19 protein-coding genes are annotated in these 26,259 nt (G+C 37.4%); 9 read left to right on the plus strand and 10 right to left on the minus strand.

The features are described 5' to 3' along the window. Positions 1-97 precede the first annotated feature (97 nt). The 4 genes from EV201_RS02745 to sfsA form a co-directional block, all read right to left on the minus strand. Positions 98-1,138: an endonuclease/exonuclease/phosphatase family protein gene (locus EV201_RS02745; protein WP_207224365.1), complete on the minus strand. Its 1,041-nt coding sequence runs from the start codon at positions 1,136-1,138 to the stop codon at positions 98-100. A 43-nt stretch (positions 1,139-1,181) separates the two neighbouring features. Next, positions 1,182-2,081: an aldo/keto reductase gene (locus EV201_RS02750; protein WP_130305870.1), complete on the minus strand. Its 900-nt coding sequence runs from the start codon at positions 2,079-2,081 to the stop codon at positions 1,182-1,184. A 39-nt stretch (positions 2,082-2,120) separates the two neighbouring features. Beyond that, a complete protein-coding gene (locus EV201_RS02755; RefSeq protein WP_130305871.1) occupies positions 2,121-2,654 on the minus strand; it encodes a YkgJ family cysteine cluster protein in 534 nt (177 codons plus the stop codon). Between the two features lie 128 nt (positions 2,655-2,782). Further along, positions 2,783-3,508: a DNA/RNA nuclease SfsA gene (gene sfsA / locus EV201_RS02760; protein WP_130305872.1), complete on the minus strand. Its 726-nt coding sequence runs from the start codon at positions 3,506-3,508 to the stop codon at positions 2,783-2,785. Positions 3,509-3,639: 131 nt separating this feature from the next. On the opposite strand from sfsA, the gene EV201_RS02765 reads away from it, so the two are divergent. Both EV201_RS02765 and EV201_RS02770 read left to right on the plus strand, forming a co-directional pair. Further along, positions 3,640-4,866, plus strand: coding sequence for a hypothetical protein (locus EV201_RS02765; RefSeq protein WP_130305873.1), 1,227 nt, complete (start codon positions 3,640-3,642; stop codon positions 4,864-4,866). 429 nt (positions 4,867-5,295) lie between these two features. After that, on the plus strand, positions 5,296-5,487 hold the full coding sequence (locus tag EV201_RS02770) for a cold-shock protein (RefSeq protein WP_129253834.1): 192 nt from the start codon (positions 5,296-5,298) through the stop codon (positions 5,485-5,487). 318 nt (positions 5,488-5,805) lie between these two features. On the opposite strand, the gene EV201_RS02775 is transcribed toward EV201_RS02770, so the two are convergent. Next, entirely contained in the window at positions 5,806-6,261 is a 456-nt protein-coding gene (locus EV201_RS02775; protein WP_130305874.1) for a cold-shock protein, read from the minus strand. Positions 6,262-6,530: 269 nt separating this feature from the next. After that, positions 6,531-7,712: a MalY/PatB family protein gene (locus EV201_RS02780; protein WP_130305875.1), complete on the minus strand. Its 1,182-nt coding sequence runs from the start codon at positions 7,710-7,712 to the stop codon at positions 6,531-6,533. Between the two features lie 353 nt (positions 7,713-8,065). Between EV201_RS02780 and EV201_RS02785 the strand changes: the two genes are divergently transcribed. The 5 genes from EV201_RS02785 to EV201_RS02805 all read left to right on the plus strand — a co-directional run bounded on the left by EV201_RS02785 (position 8,066) and on the right by EV201_RS02805 (position 15,766). Next, a complete protein-coding gene (locus tag EV201_RS02785; RefSeq protein ID WP_130305876.1) occupies positions 8,066-9,247 on the plus strand; it encodes a phosphopentomutase in 1,182 nt (393 codons plus the stop codon). A gap of 158 nt (positions 9,248-9,405) precedes the next feature. After that, the gene (locus EV201_RS02790; RefSeq protein WP_130305877.1) at positions 9,406-12,789 is read left to right on the plus strand and encodes a ligand-binding sensor domain-containing protein; all 3,384 of its coding nucleotides are present in this window, start codon (positions 9,406-9,408) and stop codon (positions 12,787-12,789) included. A 238-nt stretch (positions 12,790-13,027) separates the two neighbouring features. Beyond that, positions 13,028-13,732: an RNA-binding protein gene (locus EV201_RS02795; RefSeq protein ID WP_130305878.1), complete on the plus strand. Its 705-nt coding sequence runs from the start codon at positions 13,028-13,030 to the stop codon at positions 13,730-13,732. A 218-nt stretch (positions 13,733-13,950) separates the two neighbouring features. Continuing rightward, a complete protein-coding gene (locus EV201_RS02800) occupies positions 13,951-15,003 on the plus strand; it encodes a sensor histidine kinase (RefSeq protein WP_130305879.1) in 1,053 nt (350 codons plus the stop codon). After that, positions 14,996-15,766 carry a LytR/AlgR family response regulator transcription factor gene (locus EV201_RS02805; protein ID WP_207224366.1) on the plus strand — a complete coding sequence of 257 codons (771 nt, stop codon included), beginning with the start codon at positions 14,996-14,998 and terminating at the stop codon, positions 15,764-15,766. Before EV201_RS02800 ends, EV201_RS02805 begins: the two co-directional genes overlap by 8 nt. 139 nt (positions 15,767-15,905) lie before the next feature. Here EV201_RS02805 and EV201_RS02810 read toward each other — a convergent pair whose 3' ends face one another. Together EV201_RS02810 and EV201_RS02815 are read right to left on the minus strand one after the other, a co-directional pair. Then, on the minus strand, positions 15,906-16,859 hold the full coding sequence (locus EV201_RS02810) for an ankyrin repeat domain-containing protein (RefSeq protein ID WP_130305881.1): 954 nt from the start codon (positions 16,857-16,859) through the stop codon (positions 15,906-15,908). Positions 16,860-17,109: 250 nt separating this feature from the next. Next, the gene (locus tag EV201_RS02815; RefSeq protein ID WP_130305882.1) at positions 17,110-17,928 is read right to left on the minus strand and encodes a TlpA family protein disulfide reductase; all 819 of its coding nucleotides are present in this window, start codon (positions 17,926-17,928) and stop codon (positions 17,110-17,112) included. Between the two features lie 405 nt (positions 17,929-18,333). Here EV201_RS02815 and gatE point away from each other — a divergent pair, with 405 nt between their 5' ends. Continuing rightward, positions 18,334-20,298, plus strand: coding sequence for a Glu-tRNA(Gln) amidotransferase subunit GatE (gene gatE, locus EV201_RS02820; protein WP_130305883.1), 1,965 nt, complete (start codon positions 18,334-18,336; stop codon positions 20,296-20,298). A gap of 9 nt (positions 20,299-20,307) precedes the next feature. Beyond that, the gene (gene gatD, locus EV201_RS02825; RefSeq protein ID WP_130305884.1) at positions 20,308-21,690 is read left to right on the plus strand and encodes a Glu-tRNA(Gln) amidotransferase subunit GatD; all 1,383 of its coding nucleotides are present in this window, start codon (positions 20,308-20,310) and stop codon (positions 21,688-21,690) included. 137 nt (positions 21,691-21,827) lie between these two features. On the opposite strand, the gene EV201_RS02830 is transcribed toward gatD, so the two are convergent. Both EV201_RS02830 and EV201_RS02835 read right to left on the minus strand, forming a co-directional pair. Continuing rightward, entirely contained in the window at positions 21,828-25,022 is a 3,195-nt protein-coding gene (locus EV201_RS02830) for an efflux RND transporter permease subunit (protein WP_130305885.1), read from the minus strand. A gap of 135 nt (positions 25,023-25,157) precedes the next feature. After that, positions 25,158-26,243, minus strand: coding sequence for an efflux RND transporter periplasmic adaptor subunit (locus EV201_RS02835; protein ID WP_130305886.1), 1,086 nt, complete (start codon positions 26,241-26,243; stop codon positions 25,158-25,160). Positions 26,244-26,259: the final 16 nt, after the last annotated feature.

The following is a 26,259-nucleotide window of genomic DNA, read 5'->3' on the forward strand; positions in this document are numbered from 1 at the left end:
AAAACTTATGTTGTTTTATTTTTATGAGGAAACATATTCTTCTTTACAAGAAAAAAAACAATCAAAGACTGATTCTATCCTATCGTACACACCCCATTTAAAATTGAAAAACGGCCAATACAGCTTTGTGATCTGATGGCCAAACCTTTGCTGGCTGACTAAACACATCCTTATCCTCTACAAACATCTCCGATTTTACAATTGAGGCATCAGGCCCCACAATCACAACATCTTTGAGTTCGAGCTGAGATGATTTGTTATAAAAGATAAAATCGATCCGTTCCCGTTCGTCAGACTTTGGTGCCCATGTCAGTTTATTAATTGGAATTTGAGGATTATATGAGGGATAGGTAAAACCCGGATTCTTCACCGGATCGGGGTATTGTTGGCGATAGGTATCGATAAATCCGGCTTCTTCCAATAATTTGGTACACTCCCATTCTATCACCACCCCATTGTGATCGTAGAGATCGCTATTTTCCGCAATCCAATCCCGATGAGAGGGTTCATTAAAATCGCCTCCTATAATCACCTGATTGCCAATTGCCATTTCTTTCTTTGCGTCTTCAATAAACACTTTTATAGCATCGTCGCGTTTTGAAGCTCTGCTTACGGCTAAAAGTTCAGCGACATCCGTCGTAGGCTCAGGCAATTCCTCCCAGGTGTTCCCCGAGTAGCCCCTTGGCATATAATAGCTGCAATTCAGATAATCGAGATGTGCCGAATAAAATGCCACAATATTGCCATCGATATTGATTCTGGCTTTGGTAATGGAACCATGATCATTTTTCACCGGATAGAGAGCTGAACAAGTCTCAATCGGATACCTTGAAATCAGTCCACTATCATAAGTCTTATCGCCATAGAATTTTAATCCCCGGAAATCCAGCTCTTTAATGATCCTTTCGATAAAGTTGCTGTTGTTGTAATTGCGAACCTCGCTAAACGCCACCAACTGGGCATCTGTTCGGACAATTTCGTCAACAATAGCATCGAAACCACCTGTAACAACGGTTCCTTCCTGCCAGATATTAAATTGAAGAACTCGCAACTCCTGTTTGGATTGGCAAGCACCTAAGCTTAATAACAAGCCTAGCATAATCAGGTGAATAAACTTGGGTTTTAATGGGGTTTTCATAAAGGTTAGATTTATTGACTCGTATAAATTATTAATCTTTCAATTAAGGCATAATGGCTCCTGTAGAGGCATATATCCGAAACCACTGTTCATGACTCAGGTCGATATTCAGGGCATCTACAGCACTTTTCACGCGTTCAATCCTGCTGGTTCCCACTATAGGCATAATACCCGCAGGATGTTTCAGCAACCAGGCATAAATCACCTGATCAATCTGTTCGAGATTCAATTCCTCAGCAATTTCAGAAAGCACCTTAAATATCGCCTTCCCTGTTTCGGTTTGTGGATCCAATAAACGGCCTCCAGCCAGTGGCGACCAGGCTATTGGTTTAATTCTTTCCTTCAAAAAGAAGTCCATATTGCCATTTTCGAAGTGGTCCAAACAATAAGGCGATATCTCAACCTGATTGGTTACCAATTTTTCTTCGGTATACGAATTGAGCATATCAAACTGCCTGGTTGAGAAATTCGAAACGCCAAAATGCTGCACTTTGCCCTCACGTTTTAAATCAGAAAAAGCTTTTGCCACTTCCTCAGGATTAAAAAAGGGTGATGGTCGATGCAGCAATAATACATCAAGGTAATCTGTTCGTAAATTTCTCAACGAATTTTCTACCGAATTCACAATATGCTTATAGCTGTAATCATAGGTCTTCAATTTCCGTTCAGGATATTTATCCGACATCAACTTAATACCACATTTACTGATAATCTCCATATTCTGGCGCAAAGATGGTTTTAAGGCAAGCGCATCGCCAAATAAGGATTCACAGGTATAATTACCGTAAATATCAGCATGATCGAAACTCGTGACACCCAGTTCCAGACATTGCTCAGTCAGTTTCAATAATTCCCGGGAAGATAGCTCCCAGTTGGCCAGTCGCCAATGCCCCTGAATAATTCTTGATAACTCCAGATTATCTGTTAGCTGTATACGTTTCATGCCTTATTGTTTTATGCGGTAAAAATCGAATGCCTGTCCCTATTGTTTCAAATCCTGAATTAATCGGTTGATCGATATCAAATCAAATTCACCAAATTGCTCTTGCTGGTAGTGCTTTATAAATTCTTTATTTATCAGAAAAAGTTTGCTGTTGTAGGTATCCTGAGGAAAGGTATTTTCGGTATGAAAATCATCAAATTCTGTGAAATTTAGCGGGCAAGCCGATAATTCCCAGGCATCTCCTCCCTCATTCATAAAGAGTAATGGCAAACCATGTGTTCTGCAAATAATCGGGCGTGCAGCATATACCTGACAGATATCCTCAATCAAAAAAGCACAATCGTCATGCTCAGCATCCAATTCATTAAATTGCTGAGGTGCATTTTCTCTCAGCTCTTTTAAAATGCTGAAATACTCAACTGGCAGAACCTGAAAATTCATGCAACAGGACGAACAACCTTTTTTACAAGCCATCTCATTTTTATGCAAAGCGCCCAACTTGTCACTCAATTCACTAATCTCTGTTCTTAATTGCAGGTATTTATCTATCTCTTGTATGGCTTTCTCGTTCATCGTTCTGTTTTTTTTTAATTTCAACAAAGATAAAATCTTAATTTGGTTATGAATAATTTGTGAATTGAGTTAATCTAAAAATTTATTTGCTAGCGCAACCTTCAATCGCGCCTGAGGCGGACTTCGTTTCACTCAGCCTTATTAACTTTAATCTTGTTAGTTGTCAAATCCACAGGTAGGCGTTTCACCAGCCTAATCCCTTCAGGATTGACTTCGGCTTGAAAAGCAAAAACTTCAACACCCCTTTCAATCGCTTTCTTTAGTGCCTCTGCATAAGCAGGGTCAATATCCCAGGCTGGCCCAAAATTGGAAACATCTGATCGTTGTATCACATAACACATCACGGCTCGCATTCCAGCTTCTTTAACTCTCATCAGAGTTTCCAGATGTTTTTTGCCACGCGTTGTGACTGCATCAGGGAAACGGGCATACTCACCCACTTTCATACTGACATTCTTCACCTCAATAAAGCAGGTTTCCTGTTCATTCTGCGCAAACACATCAAAACGGGAATCCTCGAATTTCACCTCTCGTTTAACTTCAGTATATCCGCGAAGCTCTTCAATTTCCTGATCGCGCACTGCTTCGTAAACCAAGACGTTGGGAATCCCGGTATTAATCCCAACCCAATCGCCATTTATCTGAATCATCTCCCAAGTGTATTTTGTTTTTCGTTTGGGGTCGTCAACATGTGTGAGATAAACTTCAGCTCCGTTTTCAAGACAGGTTTTCATGCTTCCCGAATTGGTGCAGTGTGCTACAACAATTTCACCCGTATCGAGTTCAATATCTGCTAAAAATCGTTTGTAACGTTCAATAAGTTTACCGTGTATCAAAGGTTTAGGAAATTGCATCAATTAACTTTTATAATTTTAAAAATCGTTAAATCTCATTCTATGAAAGACAGATTGAATGCTACCCTTTCTGCTTATAATCCTTTCAGCTTGAATCAGAAATATTACTTTTGCGGTAAATATACAATCTTATGAATAAGAAAGCACCCCATCTATATATTTTCAACGCGACCAGCGAAATGGCCATATCTAACGGAACGGTTAGCTTTATGCCCAATAAAATACTATCCCGTTTTGAACAGGATTTGGATGTATTGCCCATGTATTATGCTGAATCAAAAGATATCGTACTGGTTCATCAGTATCCCGATGATGCATTCATAAAATCCATAAAAGAAGCTGGTGTCAGTATTCCACGTTTTGCTTTATTCCCTCAAGCAATTACAGATCAGACTTTTTTAAAGGAAGAGAAGGCTTGTTTACGCCCCTGGGGCTGGAGTCCTCGTATCCATCACCAACTCGCAGCTTTCAAGAGTCAGTGCAGTGAAACCTATTTAAATCAACCCAATTCCTATTGGAAAAGCGAACACAAAGAACTGTATAGCCGTAAAATTGCCTTAGCTTGTCTTGAACACATCACTGCGAACAATCCTTCAGAAAAATATATCAGTAAAGATCTATTTCCAATTATCTGCACACAACAGTCTGAAGTGGAGGCTCTGCAAAACAAATGGCAACAAATTGTAATCAAATCCCCATGGAGTTCATCCGGAAGAGGTTTGCAAGTCTTGCGAAAAGCTTTTATTAATAAATCGGTTGAACAAGCTCTGGGCGGTGTACTGAAATCACAAGGCTATGTCATGGTAGAACCACTTGTAAACAAACAGTTGGATTTTTCAACTCAATTTTATGCCGATGGTAAAGGTAATTTAGAATTCCTGGGTTTTGCATTTTTCAACACCAATGACAATGGTCAATACCAAGCCAACTACCTTGGCTATACGCCTGAAATATTCCAGAAAACTTTAAGTCAAGTTGAACAGGAAAAGCTTGTTATAGGCGTAAGTGAAGCATTAAAAACAAACGACATTCCTCAAAACTATTGTGGCTATCTGGGAGTTGATTGCATGCTGTTTTTTGATGCCAAAGGAGAAAGTCGAATTCAACCCTGTCTTGAAATTAATCTGAGATATAATATGGGGACTGTCGCATTAAAACTCAACACCTATATTCACTCGGAATCGAAAGGTACATTTAACATTTATGCCGATGCCAAATCTGATTTTGTCAGCTTTCATAAAGAAATGATTAAAAAGTACCCTTTTGAGATGAAAGATGGAAAATGGTATAAAGGTTATTTACCTCTGAGTAGTCCAAATCAAGACAAGCTTTTTGGGGCCTATATTTTTCTGGAATAAGGAGACAAAAAGCCATAACACACACTCATAAAACCCAATATTTCTTATCCAAAACAAAAAAAACAACTTTTTATTTTTTCTGTTATTTTAAAACAATTCAATCTTAATAAAGACCTTGAAAATCGCTACAATCCTATACCCATGGCACATACAGAGGATTCACAATCTCATATCTTATCAAGGGAATGGTGAATCAACCATTTTTTTATCATAAATACACCTCTTTTTTAATAAACAATTGAAGTTTATTTTGGATACTGAGATTATTACTATTACATTTGTTGCGTTGTAAAGCATTAACAAGAAGATAATATCATTAATATTCGTTACGGTTCATTCTTTTAAGAATACAATTTAAATGAATCTTTACTTGGAATTATACTGAAAGGAAGGCTTTCCACAAATATTTATTATTTTAAAAAAATTACAATGCAAGGAACAGTAAAATTCTTTAATGAAACCAAAGGTTTTGGTTTTATTAAGCCAGCAGATTCAAGTGAAGACATTTTCGTACACTCTACAGGTCTTATTGACGAAATTCGTGAAGACGACAAAGTTGAGTACGATATGGAAAAAGGCCGTAAAGGTATGAACGCTGTAAACGTAAGAGTAATTGACTAAGTCCATTACTACGCAACATAAAGAAAACCACCTTTCGAGGTGGTTTTTTTATGCCCTAATTTTTCCTATTCTATTCTGATTTGCAAGCACCCCCATTTGAACTGATAAAGTTATATTTTATAATCTTAATGATATCTCAGGTTCCAATCTGACAGAGCTCACTATTTTATTCGCTCATAAATGGACACATTCCAATTGATCCTCGTTGGCCATCGTTAAGAAAGGATTAGATTGCTTCCACTAAACAAAAAAAAGGATACAAATCTTATCGATAAGTATCCTTAAATATTGAAGAACAGTTTTTATACTGTATCTGTATTATTTTTTAATCAAAGTCACATTCACAGCATTCATTCCTTTTGGACCACGCTCTGTTTCGAAGTTTACTTTGTCGTTCTCATTCACCTGATCAACCAAACCGTTAATGTGAACAAAAATGCTTTCTCCTGTTTCTGCATCCTTTATAAAACCGTACCCCTTACTTGTGTTGAAAAAGGTAACTGTTCCTTTACGGATAGGATCTTCTACATAACCTGCGTTACTATTTCTTGCACCCAGGACAATGCTATCAGCATCAATTTCTGTTTTTTTAGTTGGATCTGGAGGAGTCGATACGAGTTGTCCGTTTTCGTCAACATAAACTAACATATCTTCAAAAGAAACGCTACCACCGTTAGCTTTTCTTTCTTCTTTACGTGCTTCTTTTTCTTTTCTTTTCTTGAGTTTCTTTTTTTCTAACTCTTTTTTACCGAATGTTTCTTTTGATCTGGCCATTTAATTATTTAGTTCTTTTACAATGATATACCATTCAGGATTTAATCTTATAATAACAATGCTATCACCTGTCAAATCCTAAAGGTGCTGCAAGATACGGAAATTATTCAACTTTTACATATTTTTATCTATTCATCACGAAAAAGAGAGGATATATTTCATTGAATACCATTAAGAAAGTAAAATCGAGAATCAATAATATGTTTACTAGTAGCATCGTATTAAAGAGACAGGGGTTTAAGCACTATGAACTTACGTTTTTTAGTAACTTATACTCTTTCGTATCTTTTTAGAGCTGACACCATTCTTTCCAAACCTTCGAGAATAACTGCCTGAGGCGATCCAATATTTAAACGCATAAAATTTGAACCGTTCAAACCAAAGGATAAGCCTTTATTAAGGCCAACCTTGGCATCATCAACAAGGATCTGATGCAATTTTTCGTCCTCCAATTTTAATGCAGAAAAATCGAGCCATAACAGATAAGTCCCTTCAGGCTCCACCACTTTTATGGCAGGTAAATTCTCAGCAAAATAAGATTTCACCAATTCAACATTACTTTTAAGGTAAATCATCAGCTGATTCAGCCATTCTTCTCCGTGTGTGTAAGCTGCCTCGAAAGCAACTGTTCCAAATACATTGCCATTATCGAGATGAAGACGAGATGCTAAAGCTATAAATTGTTTGCGAAGTTTTTTATGAGGAATAATCGCAACCGAAGTTCCCAAACCTGCAATATTAAAAGTCTTACTGGGTGCAACAAAAGTCAAACTATTGTTATGTGCGTAGGAACTGATGCTAGCGATTGGTGTATATTGATGTGGCTCGAAAACAATATCAGAGTGAATTTCATCTGCAATAATTAAAATTTTATTTTTCTCACATATGGCTACCAACTTTTTAAGTTCATCCTTTGTCCACACTCGCCCTACCGGATTATGCGGATTCGAAATAATAATCATCTTCGTATCCTGATCGATACTTTTTTCAAGTTGATCGAAATCCATTCTGTAGTTTCCATCTTCAAATAGCAGCTCGTTCTGAACCAATACCCGATCGTTTGATTTCACTAAATGGAAAAATGGATGATACACCGGAGGCTGAATAATGATTTTGTCACCCGGATTAGTTAGTGCCATAATGGCTACCGAAATACCTGTCAATACCCCGGGAGTCACCTTTAACCACGAAGGTTCAATTCGGTGATTGTGTTTGTTCTTCATCCAGTTGATCAGAGACTGATAAAAGTCCTCACTAAAATATGTATAGGCATAAATTGGGTGATCCACCCTTTTTTTAAGGGCTTCACAAATAAAGTCCGGTGTTTCAAAATCCATATCGGCCACCCAAAGCGGCAGAATATCATCGGTTCCGAAAAATGTTTGAAGAGCGTCGTGCTTTACACTATTTGTGTTTTTACGATCGATTATTTTATCAAAATTATATTGCATGTAATTGTTTTTTAGCTTGCTACCTAATGAATAAGACTTCGAAATTTACTCTTTTTACTTCGTTCATTCAATTATTCCCAGAGAATTCAAACTTAAAAAAAGATAGACACATTTGCATCTATGTTATGTGAAATCATTACAAATAAGATTTGAATTTCATTATTTTGTTTTTACCTTTGCCTCACTACAAACAACCACGAGGAAATCCCTCCGATTGAATATTCAGAATAAATATTTAATCAATACAGATAACTACGAGACCATAACCCATTGTTTAGACAGTATATACTGTAACAAAGCTGTTATGATTACCCTACTCAAAAGGCTATCTTAAATAATTTAAAATTAAAGATATGATTCCTAAAATTGAACGCGCTACGATTGTAGTTCTTGACAGTGCTGGTGTTGGGGCTTTACCTGATGCTGCTGATTTTGGAGATGTAGGCTCAAATACTTTTGGAAATATTGCCAGCCATTGTGGTGGTATGCACCTTCCAAACATGCAAAAATTAGGTTTAGGAAACCTAACCGATATTCAAGGTGTTGAACCCACACAAGACGCTAAGGGTGCATATGGAAAAGCTGCCGAAGCGGCTAAAGGTAAAGATACAACCACGGGGCATTGGGAAATTGCAGGTGTTGCAATAGATAAACCTTTCCCAACCTACAGCAATGGTTTTTCTGAGGAAGTAATTCGTCGATTCGAAGAAAGAACAGAGCGTAAAGTCATGGCTAACAAGCCTGCATCCGGAACAGCTATTTTGGATGAATATGGTGAAGAACACATGAAAACGGGTAACTGGATTGTTTATACATCAGCTGACCCTGTTTTTCAGATCGCTGCTCACGAAGAGATTGTTCCTTTAGAAGAGTTATATAAAGCTTGTGAAATTGCCTTAGAAATTTGCACGGAACTGGCTCCTGTAGCTCGTGTGATTGCCCGCCCATTCTTAGGTAGTGGAGAAGGTCAGTTTTCACGAACTTCACATCGTCACGATTATTCAGTAACACCACCTCGTCCTACAGTTCTTGATCGTTTATTGGAGAACAAACTGGATGTGATTGGTATTGGTAAAACCAGCGATATATTCGCAGGACAGGGCATCTCTGATTCTCGTGGTACCAATAAAGACAATAATGATGGTGTTGCCAAAACACTGAAAGCTCTTGAAGAGGATACCAAAGGTTTAATTTTCACCAATCTTGTTGATTTTGACATGACCTATGGTCATCGTAGAAACCCGGAAGGTTATAAAGCCGCTCTTGAAGAGTTCGACCAACAATTACCAGATATTCAAAGTCGTATGAAAGAGGATGAAATCCTTATTCTTACTGCTGACCATGGTTGTGATCCTACTTATAAAGGAACCGATCATACACGTGAATATATTCCTATTTTGGTTTATGGTAAAAATATCAAAACCAATATCAATCTGGGAACCCGAACCTCTTTTGCAGATATTGCTGCAACCGTTGAAGAATTATTATTAGGAACAAAACCAGAAGGTAGTTTCGCAAAAGACTTATACCTGTAAGTTGCATTGTAATATTAATAGCTAAAGCCTTGACGTAAGCGTCAAGGCTTTTTTTGTATCCACACCTTCCCCATCAATACACAGAACAAATTGATCTTTAATTCGATAAATAAACATTTTTAAGTAAATTAAGAGTCAAAATCAATAAACACGCATCTATGTTTAAAGCAAGAGCAAGCATTTTACTCCTACTCTTATTGTTGGTCAATACCCTATTTGCACAACAACAGCATATCCAATTCAAACGTCTTACCATCAATGATGGCCTCTCTTTGAGCTCTGTCTACTGTATTTTTCAGGATTCAAAAGGTTTTATGTGGTTTGGTACCGAGGATGGACTTAATCGGTATGATGGCCAAAGCTTTACCATATTTCGAAATAAAAGCAACGATGCAAACTCAATAGCTTACAAGTGGATTGAACAGATTTTCGAGGACAGTAATGGCAAACTGTGGTTTGCTTCACAAGGTGGTTTAACTCATTTTGACATGAGAACAGAGAAATTCACTCAATTCACGACTTTATCTGATCCCACAAAACGAATCAGTAACGACACCATTACTCAAATATTTGAGGACAATAACAAAACGCTTTGGGTAGGAACAAAAAATGGCTTAAACCTTATAGATACTCAGAAGCTAAACGTACTAAAAAGTAAAACAGCAGGGCTTAATTTATCTTGTCGGATCAATGCTTTTCTGCCAAATTCAGATACTTCTATTTGGATTGCGACCGACAATGGTCTTTTTCTTCACAATAGAGAAACAGATGAATTTAAAACATCCCCATCTAAACAATTCAATTCACATAAAATTAACTGTTTAACTATACTGGATGATACTTTACTCATAGGTTGTCCAGATGGGCTTTACGCTTTAAATTCTCATCCGGAAATTAAGTCTAAAACATTATTAAGCAATTCTCATGTCGAAAGCATCTATATCGATAAAAAGAAAAACATTTGGATTGGCACACAAAATGGACTTTATGAAAGGCGAAACGGTGAGGAAAAATACAAGCTTATAATTGAAGCTTATGATTCGTCGAATAGTTTAGCCACAAATACAATCAAGCCAATTATCGAAGACCGAATTGGAAACATCTGGTATGGTTCATTTGGCTCAGGCTTATATAAAATCAACACAAAAGATGGTAGAATCAGCCATTACATGCACAATTCTGCCGATCCGCAAAGCCTTTCACAAAATTCGATCAATTGCTTATACGAAGATCGATCAGCTTGCATTTGGTTAGGAACCTTTGGTGCAGGCATCAGTATTTACGATCCTCAAGCTCACAAATTTGAGCTACTTAAACATGATGCTCTTTCGCCCAACAGTCTTGCCAGCGATTTTGTGTGGAGCATTTGGGAAGACCACAAACAAACCGTTTGGATAGGTACCAATAATGCCGGACTGAGTGCCTACGACAGAACAACAGGAAATTTCAAGCATTATCAATTCCCGAATAATCCGGCCATTCGTGAGGTTTATGAGGATAGTAAAAAACAAATATGGATTGGCACCGATGGTGAAGGTCTTTTTAAATTGAATTCCCAAACGGGACAAACCACCAACTACAAACACAATAATCAGAATGCAAATAGCCTGTCAAACAATTCGGTGCGTGTCATTTTTGAAGATAGCGAAGGTATATTGTGGGTTGGTACACGTCATGGCTTAAATCGTTTCAACCCTCAAACAAAAAACTTTAAAAGATATTTGCACAACAATTCAGATCCGTACAGCATCTCGCATGATTTTATCTATTCATCCATTTACGAAGACCGAAAAGGACAACTCTGGATAGGGAATTATGGCGGCGGATTTAATATTCTAAATAAAAAGACAGACCAATTCACCTCGTATCAGTTTATTCCCGATAGCAGCAATTCCCTTTCAAATAACGTTGTCTTTTCGTTTTATGAAGATACGGATGGCATATTTTGGATCGGAACAAACGATAAACTAAATCGATTCGATCCCCAAAGCAAACAATTTACACACTTCGGGATTAGCGAAGGTTTGCCCAATGAGGTTATTTATGGTATTCTGCCGGATGAGCAGAATCATATCTGGCTGAGCACCAACTTCGGGGTTTGCCGATTTAATATCAAAGACTATTCCGTTAAAAATTTCAGCACACAGGATGGACTTCAATCCAATGAATTTAATGGTGGCGCCTTTCATAAAGGAGCATCGGGTCTGCTCTACTTTGGCGGCGTTTATGGCTTGAATATTATCGACCCTGAAAAAGAGATTAAACCACGACCAGCTTATGATGCCGTCATTACCAAATTACAAATATTGGGAAAAGATGTTGTCGTTGCTCAGGAGAAGGATTCCATTCACGATGATTATTTACATTACGATTCACAACATGATAACTATAAACTTCAAAATAGTATCATCTACACAAACAATATTGTGCTTGATTACCAACAAAGACATTTTTCTCTTGAATTCTCATCCCTTTCAGGCTTTTCACCAGAAAATATTGCTTACAAATATCGCATGCTTGGCCTTTATAAAACGTGGATAGATGCGGGTGAACGAAATTTTGTATCCTATTCAAATCTAAAACCGGGCAACTATCTATTTCAGCTAAAGGCACAAAACTCTGATGGCATTTGGAGTCCTGAAACCCGTGAGTTAAGCATCACAATCAATCCGCCATTTTGGATGGAATGGTGGTTTATCCTTCTCGAAATTTTACTATTGATAGCCATCATTATCTTTAATTACCGATACCTCTTAAAAATCAGAACAAACAAACTGCTTCGGGTGCAGAATGAAAAAATTAGTACAGCCAATAAAAAACTTACTGAGTCCGAACAACATCTCAAAGAATTAAATGCAACCAAAGACACATTCTTTAGAATTATTTCGCACGATTTAAAGAACCCTTTCACCAGTTTAATGTCCATTTCACAAGTGATAGATGAAAACTACGAGGCGATTGACAACGGGGAGAAAAAAATGGGTATTAAACGGATTAATGAAGGCATCAATCATATTTATGCCTTACTGGAAAATCTACTCACCTGGTCGCGCTCGCAAACGGGCAAAATTAATTATGAACCTCAAAACTGCGATCTTGCTGATTTAATTAAAATGAATATCAACCTCTATTCGATTAGTGCTAAGAAAAAAGGCATTAAAATCGACTACAAACTACCTGATAATGCCATCGCCTATGCTGATAAAGAAATGGTCAGCACTATTGTTCGAAACCTTCTTAATAATGCCATTAAATTCACAAAATTGGATTCCACAATCCATATTACACTTAAATCGGAGAACTCTAATTATAAAGTAGAAATTGCTGATCAGGGCGAAGGTATTTCAGATGAGAATAAAGATAAGCTATTCAGAATCGATAAGAAATACAAGACAGTGGGAAGTTCTGGCGAAAAAGGTACAGGTTTGGGGCTACTCCTTTGTAAAGAATTTGTTGAAATCAACAAAGGGACAATCGGTGTCAAGTCCAAATTGGGTGAGGGTTCTTGTTTTTATTTCACGCTTCCCAAAGCTACAGATTAATCGATTAAAACCTACTTATACCCTTTCGGTTCTATATACAAAGAGGATGACCTTGATTTTGGACATCCTCCGTTTTTAGATAGCTTGATTTTATTTACTCCTTTTAAGAGAATAATTCTATTCTTTGCTATTCTTCCTTAATTCTTTTTAATTTTTCCTGCATTCATTAGAATTTTGTTTTTTTAGTGTTTAAGCTCACCTAGTTTTGGTACATCATTAATTCAAAATATGTACGACCATGAAAAACAATAGAAAAGAACTGACATTTTTAAGAGCTTACGCCCTGTTTACTGCAATAGGTTTTTTAGCCTTAGTATCATACGCTTTTAATACTTCAAACGATCGGAAATTTGGAACCATTGATGTCGAACGCATCAATGTGGTTGAAAAAAATGGTGATCTTAAATTGGTTATTAGCAACAGTGAACAGCAGCATTCAGGTGTTATTAATGGCAAAGCGTTACCTAAACGACAAAGACCTGCTGGTATGATATTCTTTAATTCGATGGGTGACGAATGTGGCGGACTGATTTATGATGCTATGGATAAAGAAGCAGAACTTGTCCTTTCAGTTGACAAATACGGAGACGATCAGGTCATGCAACTTCAGTATTCTGAAAACCCGGAACTCAAGAAAAGAAAATACGGTCTTCAGTTATGGGATTATCCAAAAGAGGATACCTTTAATGCAAGAATGACTCGTTTTAATGAAATCAACAAACTAAAAACAACAAAAGAGAAACAGCAAGCTTATTTAAAAATGCAAAAAGACAGCTTGTTGTCTAATGAAAGAATGTTTGTAGGTAAAAAAATAAACAATGAGCTTGGTGTTTTTATTAATGATAACACAGGAAAACCAAGAATAAAAATCTATATCGACAAAAATAATAAGCCTAAAATGGAATTCTTCGATGAAGAAGGGAAGCTTATCACTAAAAACTAAATAGATCAACCAATTGCATTGTAAAGACGGTAGATCTTTCGTTTTTGCAATGCTTTACTCCTATCCCAATAAAAACAACTTGTCTGGAATAAAAATTTGCTTTATATACATAAAAATCGACTTCTCTTTTGGGTGCGTCCCAATATTCGCTATTTTTACTTTTCAAAATAAAGTCATTAGCCATTTGAGTACTGATTCCAGATACAAAATCAAACCCCGTGAGAAGCCCCATCCCTTATCTTAAAAAACACAAATTATTTATTCTCTTCCTCTTTATCTTTAGTTGGGTTCTTACATTCAAATACCGAATAGGAATCGCCTACCTGACAGGAAATTTTATCTTCCATTATGATGCACCTAACTGGGTATTTTTAAATGCATTCATTATATTTATTTCCATTGATTTCATTAGAAAGAGAGCCATTTTAAATACTCAAACCCCAACCATATCTATAAAACCTTATTTGAAATATTTTGGAATTGGTTTTGTTTGTTATATGACCTATATCAATCTTTTTGGTATCTCAATTGCATTAATATTTGATACCTTTTCGCAAAACTTTGCTTCCAACTTACAGATATTCCATTCTTTAATTGATCAGATAATCGATTTTTTAATTTTTGGTGGGTTTTCATTGGCCTATTTTTATTTTATCGAAAACAGGGATTACAAACAGAAAATGAATGAATATGATATCAGTATTGCTAAAAGTAAAATACAACAGTTAAAAGCTCAATTAAACCCTCATTTCCTCTTCAATAATCTTAATATTCTGGATCAACTGATTGAGGAGAATCAAGAAAAGGCTTCTGATTTTTTAGCTCAGTTTTCAGAACTGTACCGTTATGCTTTAAACAGCTCTGATAAAGAATTAATATCCCTTAAGGATGAATTAGCATTTTCCCAAAACTATTTCGAAATGATGAATAGAAAATACCCTGACTGCTATCAATTACATATCGATGATGCAATTTGGAATACAGATGCCATTGTTCCTCCATTCTGTCTTCAGGTACTCATTGAAAATGCCATTGTCCATAATTTGGGAATAGAAGAAAATCCCGTAAACATTCATATTTCAAATCACAATGGCATTAGGGTCTCCAATACTAAAATAGCAACTCGCAAAAAGAATAAGGGCAACGGGCTTGCTTTAAAAAACCTTTCGGAACAATTTCTGCTATTATCCAATATTCCAGTCGCTATTAGCGAAGACAACAGTTATTTTGCAGTGACTTTACCCCTTATAAAGCTTAATAAGCATGATTAAAGTCGTAATAATAGAAGACGAAGCTCCGGCACGTAGAAAGCTTAAAAACTACCTTGAAAGAATTGACTCGTCAGTAAGCATTGTAAAAGAAATTGAAACCGTTGAGGAAACCAAAGCATTTTTTGAGAGCTCTCCCAAGGTTGATTTAGTTTTCTCGGATATTGAATTGCGAGACGGCAATGTTTTTGAAGCTTACGAACAGCAAGAGATTCGCATACCCATAATTTTTAGCACGGCCTACGATCAGTTTTGGATGAATGCCTTTGAAACCAATGGCATAGAATATTTGTTAAAACCATATTCATTCTCTCGTTTCGAAAAGGCCTGGAATAAGTATATCGTCATGAAAAACAGTTTTGCCAATAATCAGGATGATATCATTATAAAGCTGGATACTTACTATAAAAATCAGCACGAATCAAAACCTGTATATAAAGAATATATTCCGGTTAAATCAAAGAGCAGTATTTATTTTCTAAAGGTGGAAGATATTACCATTATTAAGGCTGATTATGGCATTGTTTTTGCCTTCGATTCTTCAAACAAAAGGCACACTTTAAACCAAAATTCCCTTAAAGAATTACAGGATTTGCTTAATCCTTCGGTTTTCTTCAAAATAAACCGGAGCGAACTTGTAAACCGGAGCTATATTGAAAGAATTGAACGTTACACAAAAAATACGATAGCCATTCATATCAAAGATCATTGTTTGAAAACAAGCCAAGCTACAACAGCAGCCTTTAATTCATGGATGGGTTTGTAAACAAAAGGACAATCGGTGTCAAATCCAAATTGGGTGAGGGTTCTTGTTTTTATTTCACCCTTCCCAAGGCTAAAAGTTAATTAACACACTTTATGTGTCCCTGTCGAATTTCAAAAAGAATCCAAATTCGACCTGACCGTCATTTTAATAGTTTCACAATTTTCTTGTCTCCTATTTCTTTTGCAACATCTAGGACTGATTGTTGTTTGTGCTTAGTTTTGAGTGTTACATCGGCACCTGCACGCATTAAAAGCTTGATTATTTTCAAAACCTGGCCTTTTTTAGTCTCCAGTATTTCTGATTTTCCCTTTAACTGATACATAAGAAAGTGCAAAGGGGTCAGGTTATCATCAAAAATGATATTTGAACTGAGTTCAGATAATTTTCTACTGTATATCGGTAGATTAACATCCGCTCCACTATCAATTAATAAGGAAACAGCCTTCATATTCAATGTAAGAATTGCATAATGGAGCGCCGACAGACCTCTTTTATCTCTTAGATTAACATTTAAACCATCTTTTATCAATTCTTTAGCCAGAACAAAATCACCACTCTCATCATTAGTAATTGCAGCAGCTAACAATAAAGGATCCGATGGATCTACAAATTCCATATATGGGGCATTTCGATAATCCACTTTATGCTTATACAATGACTCAACAAGCTTAGGCATCCATGCCGGACTAAGCGAATCGCCTGATTGATATCGATCAACCCAATACTGCATTTCTTCTGTTCGTGGATTGAATCCATGATCCAACAGAATACGGATAATATTCATATGTTCCTTTTCAATAGCCCAGTGAGCAGCAGTTCCATAAACCGAAGGTAAATTAGGATCAGCCCCCTTCGAGAGTAAAAACTTAACCATACCTTCATTCCCTTCGGAACATGCATAAAATAAAAGAGGTACTTCAAAACGATCTTCTACTAAATTAACATCTCTCCTCCCCAATGACTGACTTATAACTGTGGTATCACCAGATTTAACAATACGAACCAAATCATGATAATTTGGCAATGAACTTTTCTGCCCATATCCAATAAAAACAATAAATAATAAACCTGCAATTAAAACAATTCTTCTCATCCAATATATTCTCCTACTCTTATTATTAATAATTAGCTATAAAAAACATAAACTAATTAACTTAAAATTTAAATTTGCTCGCAAAAGTAGCAATTCAAGGTTAAAACTACATTCTGAACTATTCATTTAAATCTGATGATAAATAACATTAAACTTATCCAATCCGACTTCTATATATATGCAATGCCTCAAACTTAATTAAGTTTGAGGCATTGTTTGTTTTACATGCTTCCTTGCTACACGAGTTTTTTTATTTCTCTGAGACCTTCAATAATTCATTAATCATCTCAACCAATTCATTCAATTTCTCTTCGCTATAACCTACCGAAGTGTAAACAACTTTCCCATTTTGATCAATAAGGAAGTTTCGAGGAATAAAATCAGTAGCAAATTGCTTATAAATTTCCTGGTTAGGATCTAAACCCGCATTAAATACAATGCCTTTGGTCTTTAGCTTCTCCATTTTTTTTCTTACCACATCTTTTTGTTCACCTCGCGATACCGGAAGTAAAACAAAATTATTAGAAGCAAAAGGCTTAATAATCTTATCAGGGAACTCATAAAGTTCTTTCATACATGGTGTACACCATGTAGCCCAGAAATTAAGCAAAACAACTTTCCCTTTCAGATCCTTCAGTTTAATTTTTTGTCCATCTAACATATCAACGACAAAGTCCGGAGCCATATCACCTGTGTGAACCAATGTCGATGCCTTAATTTTTTTTGCATGCTCATCAGCATTCTTTTTGTTAATTGCCGCAGCTTCTTTTGGTGTAATTCGTTTTACGGTTTTCATTTCTTCATCAGTATAAAGATCAAATACAATCACCGAACTTTCGTTAACTCTTTCTCCATACTTTTTTATTAGGGCTTCTTTGGCCTCGCCTGAAACGCCCATATTCATTTGTTTAATTCGTTTAGAATCCAAACTAAACGCATACTCCTGAGTCACCTCTTCACCATTAATGATAAACATTTTTGCTGGTTTCTTACTATTGGAATCCTGAGCAAAAGAACCTAATGCAAATACCAAACTAATTAACACAACAGATAATAATTTCACTTTCATATCTATATTATTTTTAAAATTGTTACTAAGCTTATTTTATTCTTTTTACAGAAAAAAGAAAAGCTCTATTAAATTAATCATACTAAGACTAACAACAATCATACTAAACAGTATTTAAATTTAAAGTAAATTTAAAATTCTACATAAAATAGACTGAATCTTCATAATTTATATAAAAATAAGATTGAACTTTCTTACTTAAATCGATTTTAAAATACGCCTTAAAACCTGCAATTTAAAATTCACAACACATGGCACAACATTAGAGCTTGCCTTTCTTCCATCAAATCTGCACACCTTCTCTCAATCTCTATAAGCGATTAGGTCTTAGTCAATTCTACTATACAGGCTTGCTAAACTTAATTATCTTATCTACCTTATGGCTTCCAAAATTAAACCCCCACTATGCAGAAATTTAACCCAATAAAAAACTATCAGAATACCCGAAAAACCATAGGGTATGTCTCCAGAAAAGAGGCTACAGAAAAGGATTATAAACGTATCGGATTCATGTCGGGCCTCGAAGTTCATCAGCAACTCAAAACCGAAAAGAAACTCTTCTGCCATTGCCCGGCAGGTATTCTGCACAATCACAACGATTTTGATGCGGAAATTATCCGTCACATGCGCCCCACGCTTTCAGAGCTTGGGGAGTATGACGGAACAGCTTTGATGGAGTTTAAAACCCGAAAAGAAATCACCTATCGTTTGAACAACAATTCGGCTTGTACCTACGAAATTGATGATACCCCACCCTTTATCATTAATAAAGAGGCTCTGGAATATGCACTTGAAATCTCTTTGCTTTCTAATCTGAATATTGTGGGTGAAGTCCATATCACCCGTAAACAATATTTGGATGGCAGTATTCCTGCGGGTTTTCAAAGAACCGCTATTCTTGGTGTTGAAGGTCATATTCAACTCAAAAACAAAAAGGTCCGTTTAATTCAATTGAGTATAGAAGAAGATTCCTGTCGGGAGATTTCAGATATTGGTCATAAGAGAGTATATAAAACGGATCGTCTGGGGATGCCTCTGATTGAAACCGTCACCTATCCCGATTGTGAAACCCCTGATGAATTGAGAGAAGCAGCAGAATACATCCGTTTTCTCAATCGGAGTACCGGAAAAGTTAGAACGGGAATGGGTGCAGGTCGCGAAGACGTGAATGTGAGTTGCAAGGGCGGTACACGTATCGAAATAAAGGGCGTGGCCCATAATAAATGGATACCAGAACTGTCGCACAACGAGGCTTTCCGTCAATGGGCTTTGCTTCATATTCAAAAATTGCTTAAAAATCAGGTTAAGAATCAGGAGAACTGGAAAATCAAGAGCATGAAGATTGATCCCGATCAGCTTAAGAACAAGCAGATGGCATCCATTAATTTCTCCAACAATGAGGTTTATGCTGTCAATCTGGAAGGCTTTCGGGGCATACTCTCTCACTTTACCCAGCCTGGTCAGTGCTTTGCCAATGAAATAACCGATCGCTTAAAGGTTATCGCTTGTATCGAAAAGCCAAATATGATTCATTCTGAAGAAATTGATGGCTCAAGTGTTGAGGAAGATTTTAATCAAATTAGGAAACTTCTCAGTGCAAGAGACAAAGATGCACAAATCATCTTCTGGGGCCCCAAAGAAGATATTCCTACAGCTCTTGAAACCATTGAAGAAAGATGCCTGATGGCCTTTGACACCATTCCTCAGGAAACCCGCAAATCTTTTAAGGATGGCACCACCATTTTTGAAAGAGTTCTACCCGGAGCAGACAGAATGTATCCTGATACCGATTCGGCTCCTATCCCCTTACCCAATAACTATATCGAAGGGCTTAATAAAAACTTACCGGTTGAAATATTCAAGCGCTACGAGCAACTCCGCTCATGGGCCATACCAAGCGATACCGATCATTATATTCTAAAGAATAATTTGGTTCCGGTTATCGAGAAAATCGAAAAATTAAAGATCCCGGCAAAGTTTATTGGTACTTTCTTCGGACATACCTTTAAATATGTAGAGGGCAAATACAAAAAGCACGATGACTTTAAATATAATCGAATAGTAAAAATGTTCGAATACATTCAAAAGCACAAACTGCATTATACCATCTCCAAACTGATGCTTCCTGTGCTAATAGAGCATCCAAATATGGATTTCTCTTCAATTCTGACAAGCATTAATTTTAAGAAAAGAAGCCTTGACGAATTATTGGCACCTGTCAATTATCTATATGAAAAATACAGAGAATCCAACTCTCAAATTCATAAAGAAAAGGTTGTTAACTGGATTATGGGTCAGCTTCATCTGCAAGCTACCGGTAATTTAGCATTAAGCGAATTGAAAACTAAAATCGAAAAAGCTATTAAATAGTCAACTATTATGGAAGATATTTTTCAAGGATATAAAGGTGGTGCGTTGGAGATACTTAAAAACTATAATGTCAGAGTTTGGGGAACGGCAAAGATTACCACGACGCGCGGCGATTTTGTAGGCACCATCTTGCCCAGATCAGAAAACGATGACGATCAGCATATTGTTTTAAAAATCATTACAGGGTATAATATTGGTGTGGATATCATTACCATCACCGATATGCAGGAAACGGGCTACAAAAAAGCCAACTATAAAATTCCGGAAAAAGAGTTTCCTACTACGGAAGGTCTGCCCAATGTCAAACTTTTTGGTACAGGAGGGACGATTGCTTCACGTCTGGATTATAGAACCGGAGCCGTTATTCCGGCATTCTCCCCTGGTGAATTGTATGGTGCTGTACCTGAGTTGGCCGATATCTGTAATTTAACGACAGAGAAAGTCTTTGCCGTATTTAGCGAAAATATGGGGCCTAAGCAGTATTTGCAACTGGCTAAAGCCATCGGTAAAGAGATTGAGAACGGTGTTGATGGCATCGTCATTGGTCATGGTACTGATACCATGCATCACACAGGTGCAGCCTTGACTTTTATGGTGCAAAACTCACCTGTGCCTATCGTGATTGTAGGATCACAACGCTCATCTGACCGTCCCAGCTCCGATGCAGCCTTAAACCTGATGCATGCCATGTATGCTGCCGGAAATTCAGATATTGCTGAAGTAATGGTCTGCATGTTCGGCCCCACTTCGGACGAATACGGCTTGTTACATAAGGGAACCCGTGTGCGCAAGATGCACTCCTCTTACCGATCAACATTCCGAACCATTGGAGATACACCACTGGCTATGGTCAATCGTCATAAAATTGACTACATTAAAAAAGAGTATAAACCCCGAAGAAAAGACAGAAACGTAACGATAAAGCCTTATTTCAGTGATAAGGTAACCATGCTTTATTACTATCCAGGCATGAAACCCGACGTTTTAGATGCCCTAGTTGACTGTGGATACAAAGGAATTGTGTTTATTGGAACGGGCTTAGGACATGTGAATAAGGAATTGTATCCATCCATTGCAAGAGCCAAGAAAAAGGGCGTTTATATGTTTATGACTCTTCAAACACTTTGGGGCTATGTTCAGATGTTTGTTTACGAAACCGGTCGTGAAATGATGGCAAGAGGCATTGTTCCCGGAGGTAATATGCTGCCTGAGGTGGCCTACATCAAACTGGGCTGGGCATTGGGTCAGACAGACGATCTTGAGGAAGTTCATCGATTGATGCTAACCCCTGTCAACGATGAAATAACCGAAAGAGAACCTTATAATGGTTATCTTTTGTATCAGGGAGGAATTCCTGAGGTGGAAGAATTCATCAAGGCGGTTCACAAATAATGATGTAAATAATGGTAGAGATGTCATGCACTGCGTCTTAACCCTTATTTTTCATTGAATATTTTCAATATTAATGACATAAAATAATGCCCCAAACCGTAATCAGTTTGGGGCGTTTGATTAAATATAAAATCGTATTACTTGTAATTCTTCTTTTCAGTGATATAATAAATCAACGGAACGATTAACAGCGTTAAGAAAGTTGATGCAATGGTTCCACCCATAAGTGAAATGGCCAATCCCTGGAAAATCGGATCAAATAAAATCACCACAGCTCCAATCACAACGGTTCCTGCTGTTAGCAGAATGGGTGTTGTTCGCACCGCTCCCGCTTCAATCACAGCTTCCTTTAAAGGAATCCCTTCCGCCAACCTCAAATTAATAAAGTCGATGAGCAATATGGAATTACGAACCATAATTCCTGCCAGGGCAATCAATCCAATCATCGATGTCGCGGTAAAGAAAGCCCCCATCAACCAGTGACCAATCAGAATACCAACCAAAGATAAAGGAATGGCTACCATCATGACAAAAGGCACTTTAAAATTCTGAAACCAGCCAATGATTAGCATATAAATCACCAAAAGAACAACAGCAAAGGCGGTTCCCAGATCACGGAAAACTTCATAGGTAATTTGCCATTCACCATCCCATTTCAGGCTATAATCATCCTCAAAAAAGGGTTGATGTGTATATTCCTCCGTCAATGAAAATCCTTGAGGGACTTTAATCTCACCCAAGTTCTCTGAGATTCCCAAAATACCATAAACAGGGCTTTCAAGCTTACCTGCTACATCAGCTGTGACATATACCACACGCTTTTGATTCTTACGATAAATACTCTTCTCTTTGGTAACCTCATTCACCTCAACAATGTCACCAATGGCTATCATTTCACCTGTTTGAGTCAAAATATTCACTTTCTTCAAGTCGTTTAAACTCGATCTTTCTTCCTCTTTCAAACGCAAATTAATACCAATTTGCTCATGCTCATTTTCCTGATAAAATTGAGAAACATCCTGACCATTTAGAGTCATCGCAATAGATTGAACCACTTGCTGTGTATTCACTCCGGCCAGCATGGCTTTTTCCTTTTTTACATCAAATTGAAATTCTTTCTGATCATCTTCAATCAACCAATCCACATCAACCACATCAGGCGTCTTACTAAACAGTGTTTTCAATTGGGAAGCAATTGCAACTTGTTCCTGATCGTTAGGTCCATAAACCTCAGCCACTAAAGTTGACATAACCGGAGGTCCTGGTGGGACTTCTACCACTTTTACATTGGCATTAAACTTCTTACCAATGGCTTGTAAACCCGGACGCATGGCCTTAGCAATATCATGCGACTGCTCATCTCTATCTTTCTTGTGAGTTAGATTAACCTGAATATCAGCCATATTTGAACCTCTACGCAAATCGTAATGACGCACTAAGCCGTTGAAATTCATTGGAGCGGCAGTTCCTATATAACACTGGTAATCCAAAACATTCTCTTGCTGTGCCACATAGGTAGCGAGCTCTTTCGTCACCATTGCCGTCCGTTCAAGGGTTGTTCCCTCAGGCATATCAATAATCACCTGAAATTCATTCTTATTATCAAAAGGTAACATTTTAACCGCTACCATTTTGAAATAAACCAAGGTGGTTGAAGCCAATAATAGAACTGTTACTGAAATAATAAATGACCAGCGCAGTTTTGGAGATTCCAACATAGGGCGCATGGTTTTATTATAGATCTTATAGATAAAGCCATCCTCTAACTTAAACTTACTCTCAATCTTTTCTTTATCATCCTCGCCACCTTTCAACAAACGATAAGCCAAATATGGCGTAATGGTTAGAGCAACTAATAAGGAAAATATCATGGCAATCGATGCTCCAATGGGCATTGGACTCATATATGGGCCCATTAAACCTGACACAAAGACCATAGGCAGAACAGCTGCAATAACAGTGAAAGTCGCCAGAATCGTTGGATTACCCACCTCGTCGATAGAAACAAGAGCCGCATCCATAAAAGACATTTTCTTCATTTTGAAATGACGGTGCATATTCTCAGCAATAATAATGGAGTCGTCCACCACAATTCCCGTTACAAAGACCAAAGCAAATAAGGTAATTCTATTTAAAGTATAATCCAGATAATAGTAACTAAACATGGTCAAAGCAAATGTGATAGGTACCGAAAGGAATACAACCAATCCACCCCGCCATCCCATGGCCAACATCACAACAAAAGTTACCGCCAAGATGGCTCCTAAGAGGTGTAATAATAACTCTCCCACCTTATCTGATGCTGTTGCGCCATAATTACGAGTGACTTCCACATGAACATCCGAAGGAATTAAATCCTTTTTCAAGAGTTCCAGCTTATTTAAAATCTGATCTGCAATCTTCATCGCATCTGCTCCTCTGCGCTTGGCTACCGAAAGTGTTACAGCAGGGTATTCACCTTTAAAGGCTGCATGCTTATCATTTACTTTTCCATAACCAAAACTCACATATTGAGAAGGAATCTCTGGACCATCTAGGACTTCAGCCACTTGTTTTAAATACACCGGGCTTCCGCTGTTCACACCAACAACCAAATTAGAAAGCTCTTCAGCATTCTCGATAAAGTTACCCGTCTTAACCAAGAACTGATTATCGTTGTTATTGAAAGAACCTGAACCCATTTGTTGATTCGAAGCCTGAATTTTTTGTGCAATACTCAAAACATCGATATGGTAGTTAGCCATCAACTCACGGTTCAAAATCACCTGAAGTTGACGCGAACGGCCACCCCTAATTGCAGTAGATGACACTTCGCTCACTTTTTCAACCTCATTATTCAATTCCTGAGCCATTCGACGCAATTGAAAATCATCATATTTCTCACTCCAAAGCGTCAAGCCCAGGACTGGAACATCGTCAATCGCACGCGTTTTAATCAGTGGAAAAGAAACCCCTTTAGGCATCTCATCCATATGTTTCATAATCTCATTGTACATCTTCACAAGAGAACGTTCCACATCCTCACCCACATAAAATTGTACAATAAGCATGGCTTGTTCAGACATAGAAGTCGAATAAACATATTCTACGCCTGGTATATTTGCAACCACCTTTTCGAGTGGCTTTACAATTCTTGATTCAACCTCAATGGGTGTCGCTCCCGGGTAAGCTAAAAAAATATCAGCTATAGGGACATCAATCTGCGGTTCCTCCTCCCGAGGTGTTAGATACGAACTGTAAGCCCCAATCACCAAAAAGGCAATCATCAACAGTGGGGTCAGTTTCGATTTTATAAAGAGTTTGGCAATTCCGCCAGCAAATCCTGTTTTCATATGTTTTTAATTTCATGTTCTTGACATATGGAATTCGCCAAGTAATCTTCTTCCTATCTTGTGGAAGGCTTTGCTTATGGCTCGTTTCATATGATATAGAAAATTAGTCTTGAATTTTGAAAAACCTCATTTTGTTTATTTTGTGCCAGTCACCTTAAGTTTAGCTCCATCCCATATCTTACCCTCATAAGATACAACGTATTGCTCACCGGAACTTAAACCTGAAAGCACTTCAATTGAGCTGCCATAAGTCTTTCCAACACGAATCCAACGTAAAAGAGCGGTACCACTCTGACTTAAAGTATAAACCCCCACAAGTTGGCCTCTCTCTACCAGTACCGATTTTGGAATAAGAATACGATTTTCTTCTCCCATACAGATTAAAACTTTGGCAAACATCCCTGAATACAGTTTGAATTCTGAATCCTTCATGTCATCGAGCTGCAGTTTCATTTCGTACTGATTACCTGAATCAAGTGCTGAGGGGTTAATCTCAGACACACGCGCCGGTATACGGCGATTGTCTTGTGCAGAAAGTTCAACTTCTACAAAATCCCCAACCTTTATCTGCGAAATTTCGGATTCAGGAACCTTAGCAATGACATCATATCCTCCTTTTTTCTCAATTGAAAGCAAGGGCATTCCCGGAGTAGCCAAATCACCAGCTTTTACAAAGTGCTTGGTTACTCGCCCATTATAAGGTGCTCTGACATTGGCATATTTCAAAGTTTCTTCAACTTCAACAAGCATTCCCCTGGCAGCCTGTAATTTCGACTCCGCGACCTGTTTTTGAATTTGCATTCCTTCAAGTTCCTTCTTTGAAGCCGATTTTTTATCAAATAAAGATTGATAACGTTCTAAATTCTTTTCGGCATCTGCTAAAAGCGTTTCAGCAACCCGAACATTTGCCTCTGCTTGCTTCTTTTTTGCAAGTATATCCGTATTTCGAATTTGTAAAAGAAGTTGACCTTTCTTAACCGTCTCTCCTAATTTGACATATACTTTCTCCACCTGCCCCATGATTCGCGTACTCAACCTTGAATGGGTTGCAGCCTCAAGCTTTCCTGTAAAACTCAAAAGTTCAGGTTGTTTTATGGTCTTTGCCTTTGCAACTTCAACCATCAGGTCAAATCCTTCAGCTTTCTTTTTAACAGGCTCACTGCTACATGAAACCAAAAATCCTAGAGCAATTAAAACGCTTAAATAATATCGTGTATTCATATCTTCTTTTTTGAAT

This window comes from Ancylomarina subtilis, assembly GCF_004217115.1.
Lineage (GTDB): Bacteria > Bacteroidota > Bacteroidia > Bacteroidales > Marinifilaceae > Ancylomarina > Ancylomarina subtilis.

What these genes read in the sequence shown, in the direction of transcription:
- EV201_RS02775 (WP_130305874.1), bottom strand. Translation starts at nt 6,261, where the DNA reads ATGGCCAGATCAAAAGAAACATTCGGTAAAAAAGAGTTAGAAAAAAAG.
- EV201_RS02805 (WP_207224366.1), top strand. Translation starts at nt 14,996, where the DNA reads ATGATTAAAGTCGTAATAATAGAAGACGAAGCTCCGGCACGTAGAAAG.
- EV201_RS02770 (WP_129253834.1), top strand. Translation starts at nt 5,296, where the DNA reads ATGCAAGGAACAGTAAAATTCTTTAATGAAACCAAAGGTTTTGGTTTT.
- EV201_RS02765 (WP_130305873.1), top strand. Translation starts at nt 3,640, where the DNA reads ATGAATAAGAAAGCACCCCATCTATATATTTTCAACGCGACCAGCGAA.
- EV201_RS02750 (WP_130305870.1), bottom strand. Translation starts at nt 2,081, where the DNA reads ATGAAACGTATACAGCTAACAGATAATCTGGAGTTATCAAGAATTATT.
- gatD (WP_130305884.1), top strand. Translation starts at nt 20,308, where the DNA reads ATGGAAGATATTTTTCAAGGATATAAAGGTGGTGCGTTGGAGATACTT.
- EV201_RS02780 (WP_130305875.1), bottom strand. Translation starts at nt 7,712, where the DNA reads ATGCAATATAATTTTGATAAAATAATCGATCGTAAAAACACAAATAGT.
- EV201_RS02830 (WP_130305885.1), bottom strand. Translation starts at nt 25,022, where the DNA reads ATGAAAACAGGATTTGCTGGCGGAATTGCCAAACTCTTTATAAAATCG.
- EV201_RS02815 (WP_130305882.1), bottom strand. Translation starts at nt 17,928, where the DNA reads ATGAAAGTGAAATTATTATCTGTTGTGTTAATTAGTTTGGTATTTGCA.
- EV201_RS02810 (WP_130305881.1), bottom strand. Translation starts at nt 16,859, where the DNA reads ATGAGAAGAATTGTTTTAATTGCAGGTTTATTATTTATTGTTTTTATT.
- gatE (WP_130305883.1), top strand. Translation starts at nt 18,334, where the DNA reads ATGCAGAAATTTAACCCAATAAAAAACTATCAGAATACCCGAAAAACC.
- EV201_RS02790 (WP_130305877.1), top strand. Translation starts at nt 9,406, where the DNA reads ATGTTTAAAGCAAGAGCAAGCATTTTACTCCTACTCTTATTGTTGGTC.
- EV201_RS02835 (WP_130305886.1), bottom strand. Translation starts at nt 26,243, where the DNA reads ATGAATACACGATATTATTTAAGCGTTTTAATTGCTCTAGGATTTTTG.
- EV201_RS02785 (WP_130305876.1), top strand. Translation starts at nt 8,066, where the DNA reads ATGATTCCTAAAATTGAACGCGCTACGATTGTAGTTCTTGACAGTGCT.
- EV201_RS02795 (WP_130305878.1), top strand. Translation starts at nt 13,028, where the DNA reads ATGAAAAACAATAGAAAAGAACTGACATTTTTAAGAGCTTACGCCCTG.
- sfsA (WP_130305872.1), bottom strand. Translation starts at nt 3,508, where the DNA reads ATGCAATTTCCTAAACCTTTGATACACGGTAAACTTATTGAACGTTAC.
- EV201_RS02755 (WP_130305871.1), bottom strand. Translation starts at nt 2,654, where the DNA reads ATGAACGAGAAAGCCATACAAGAGATAGATAAATACCTGCAATTAAGA.
- EV201_RS02745 (WP_207224365.1), bottom strand. Translation starts at nt 1,138, where the DNA reads ATGAAAACCCCATTAAAACCCAAGTTTATTCACCTGATTATGCTAGGC.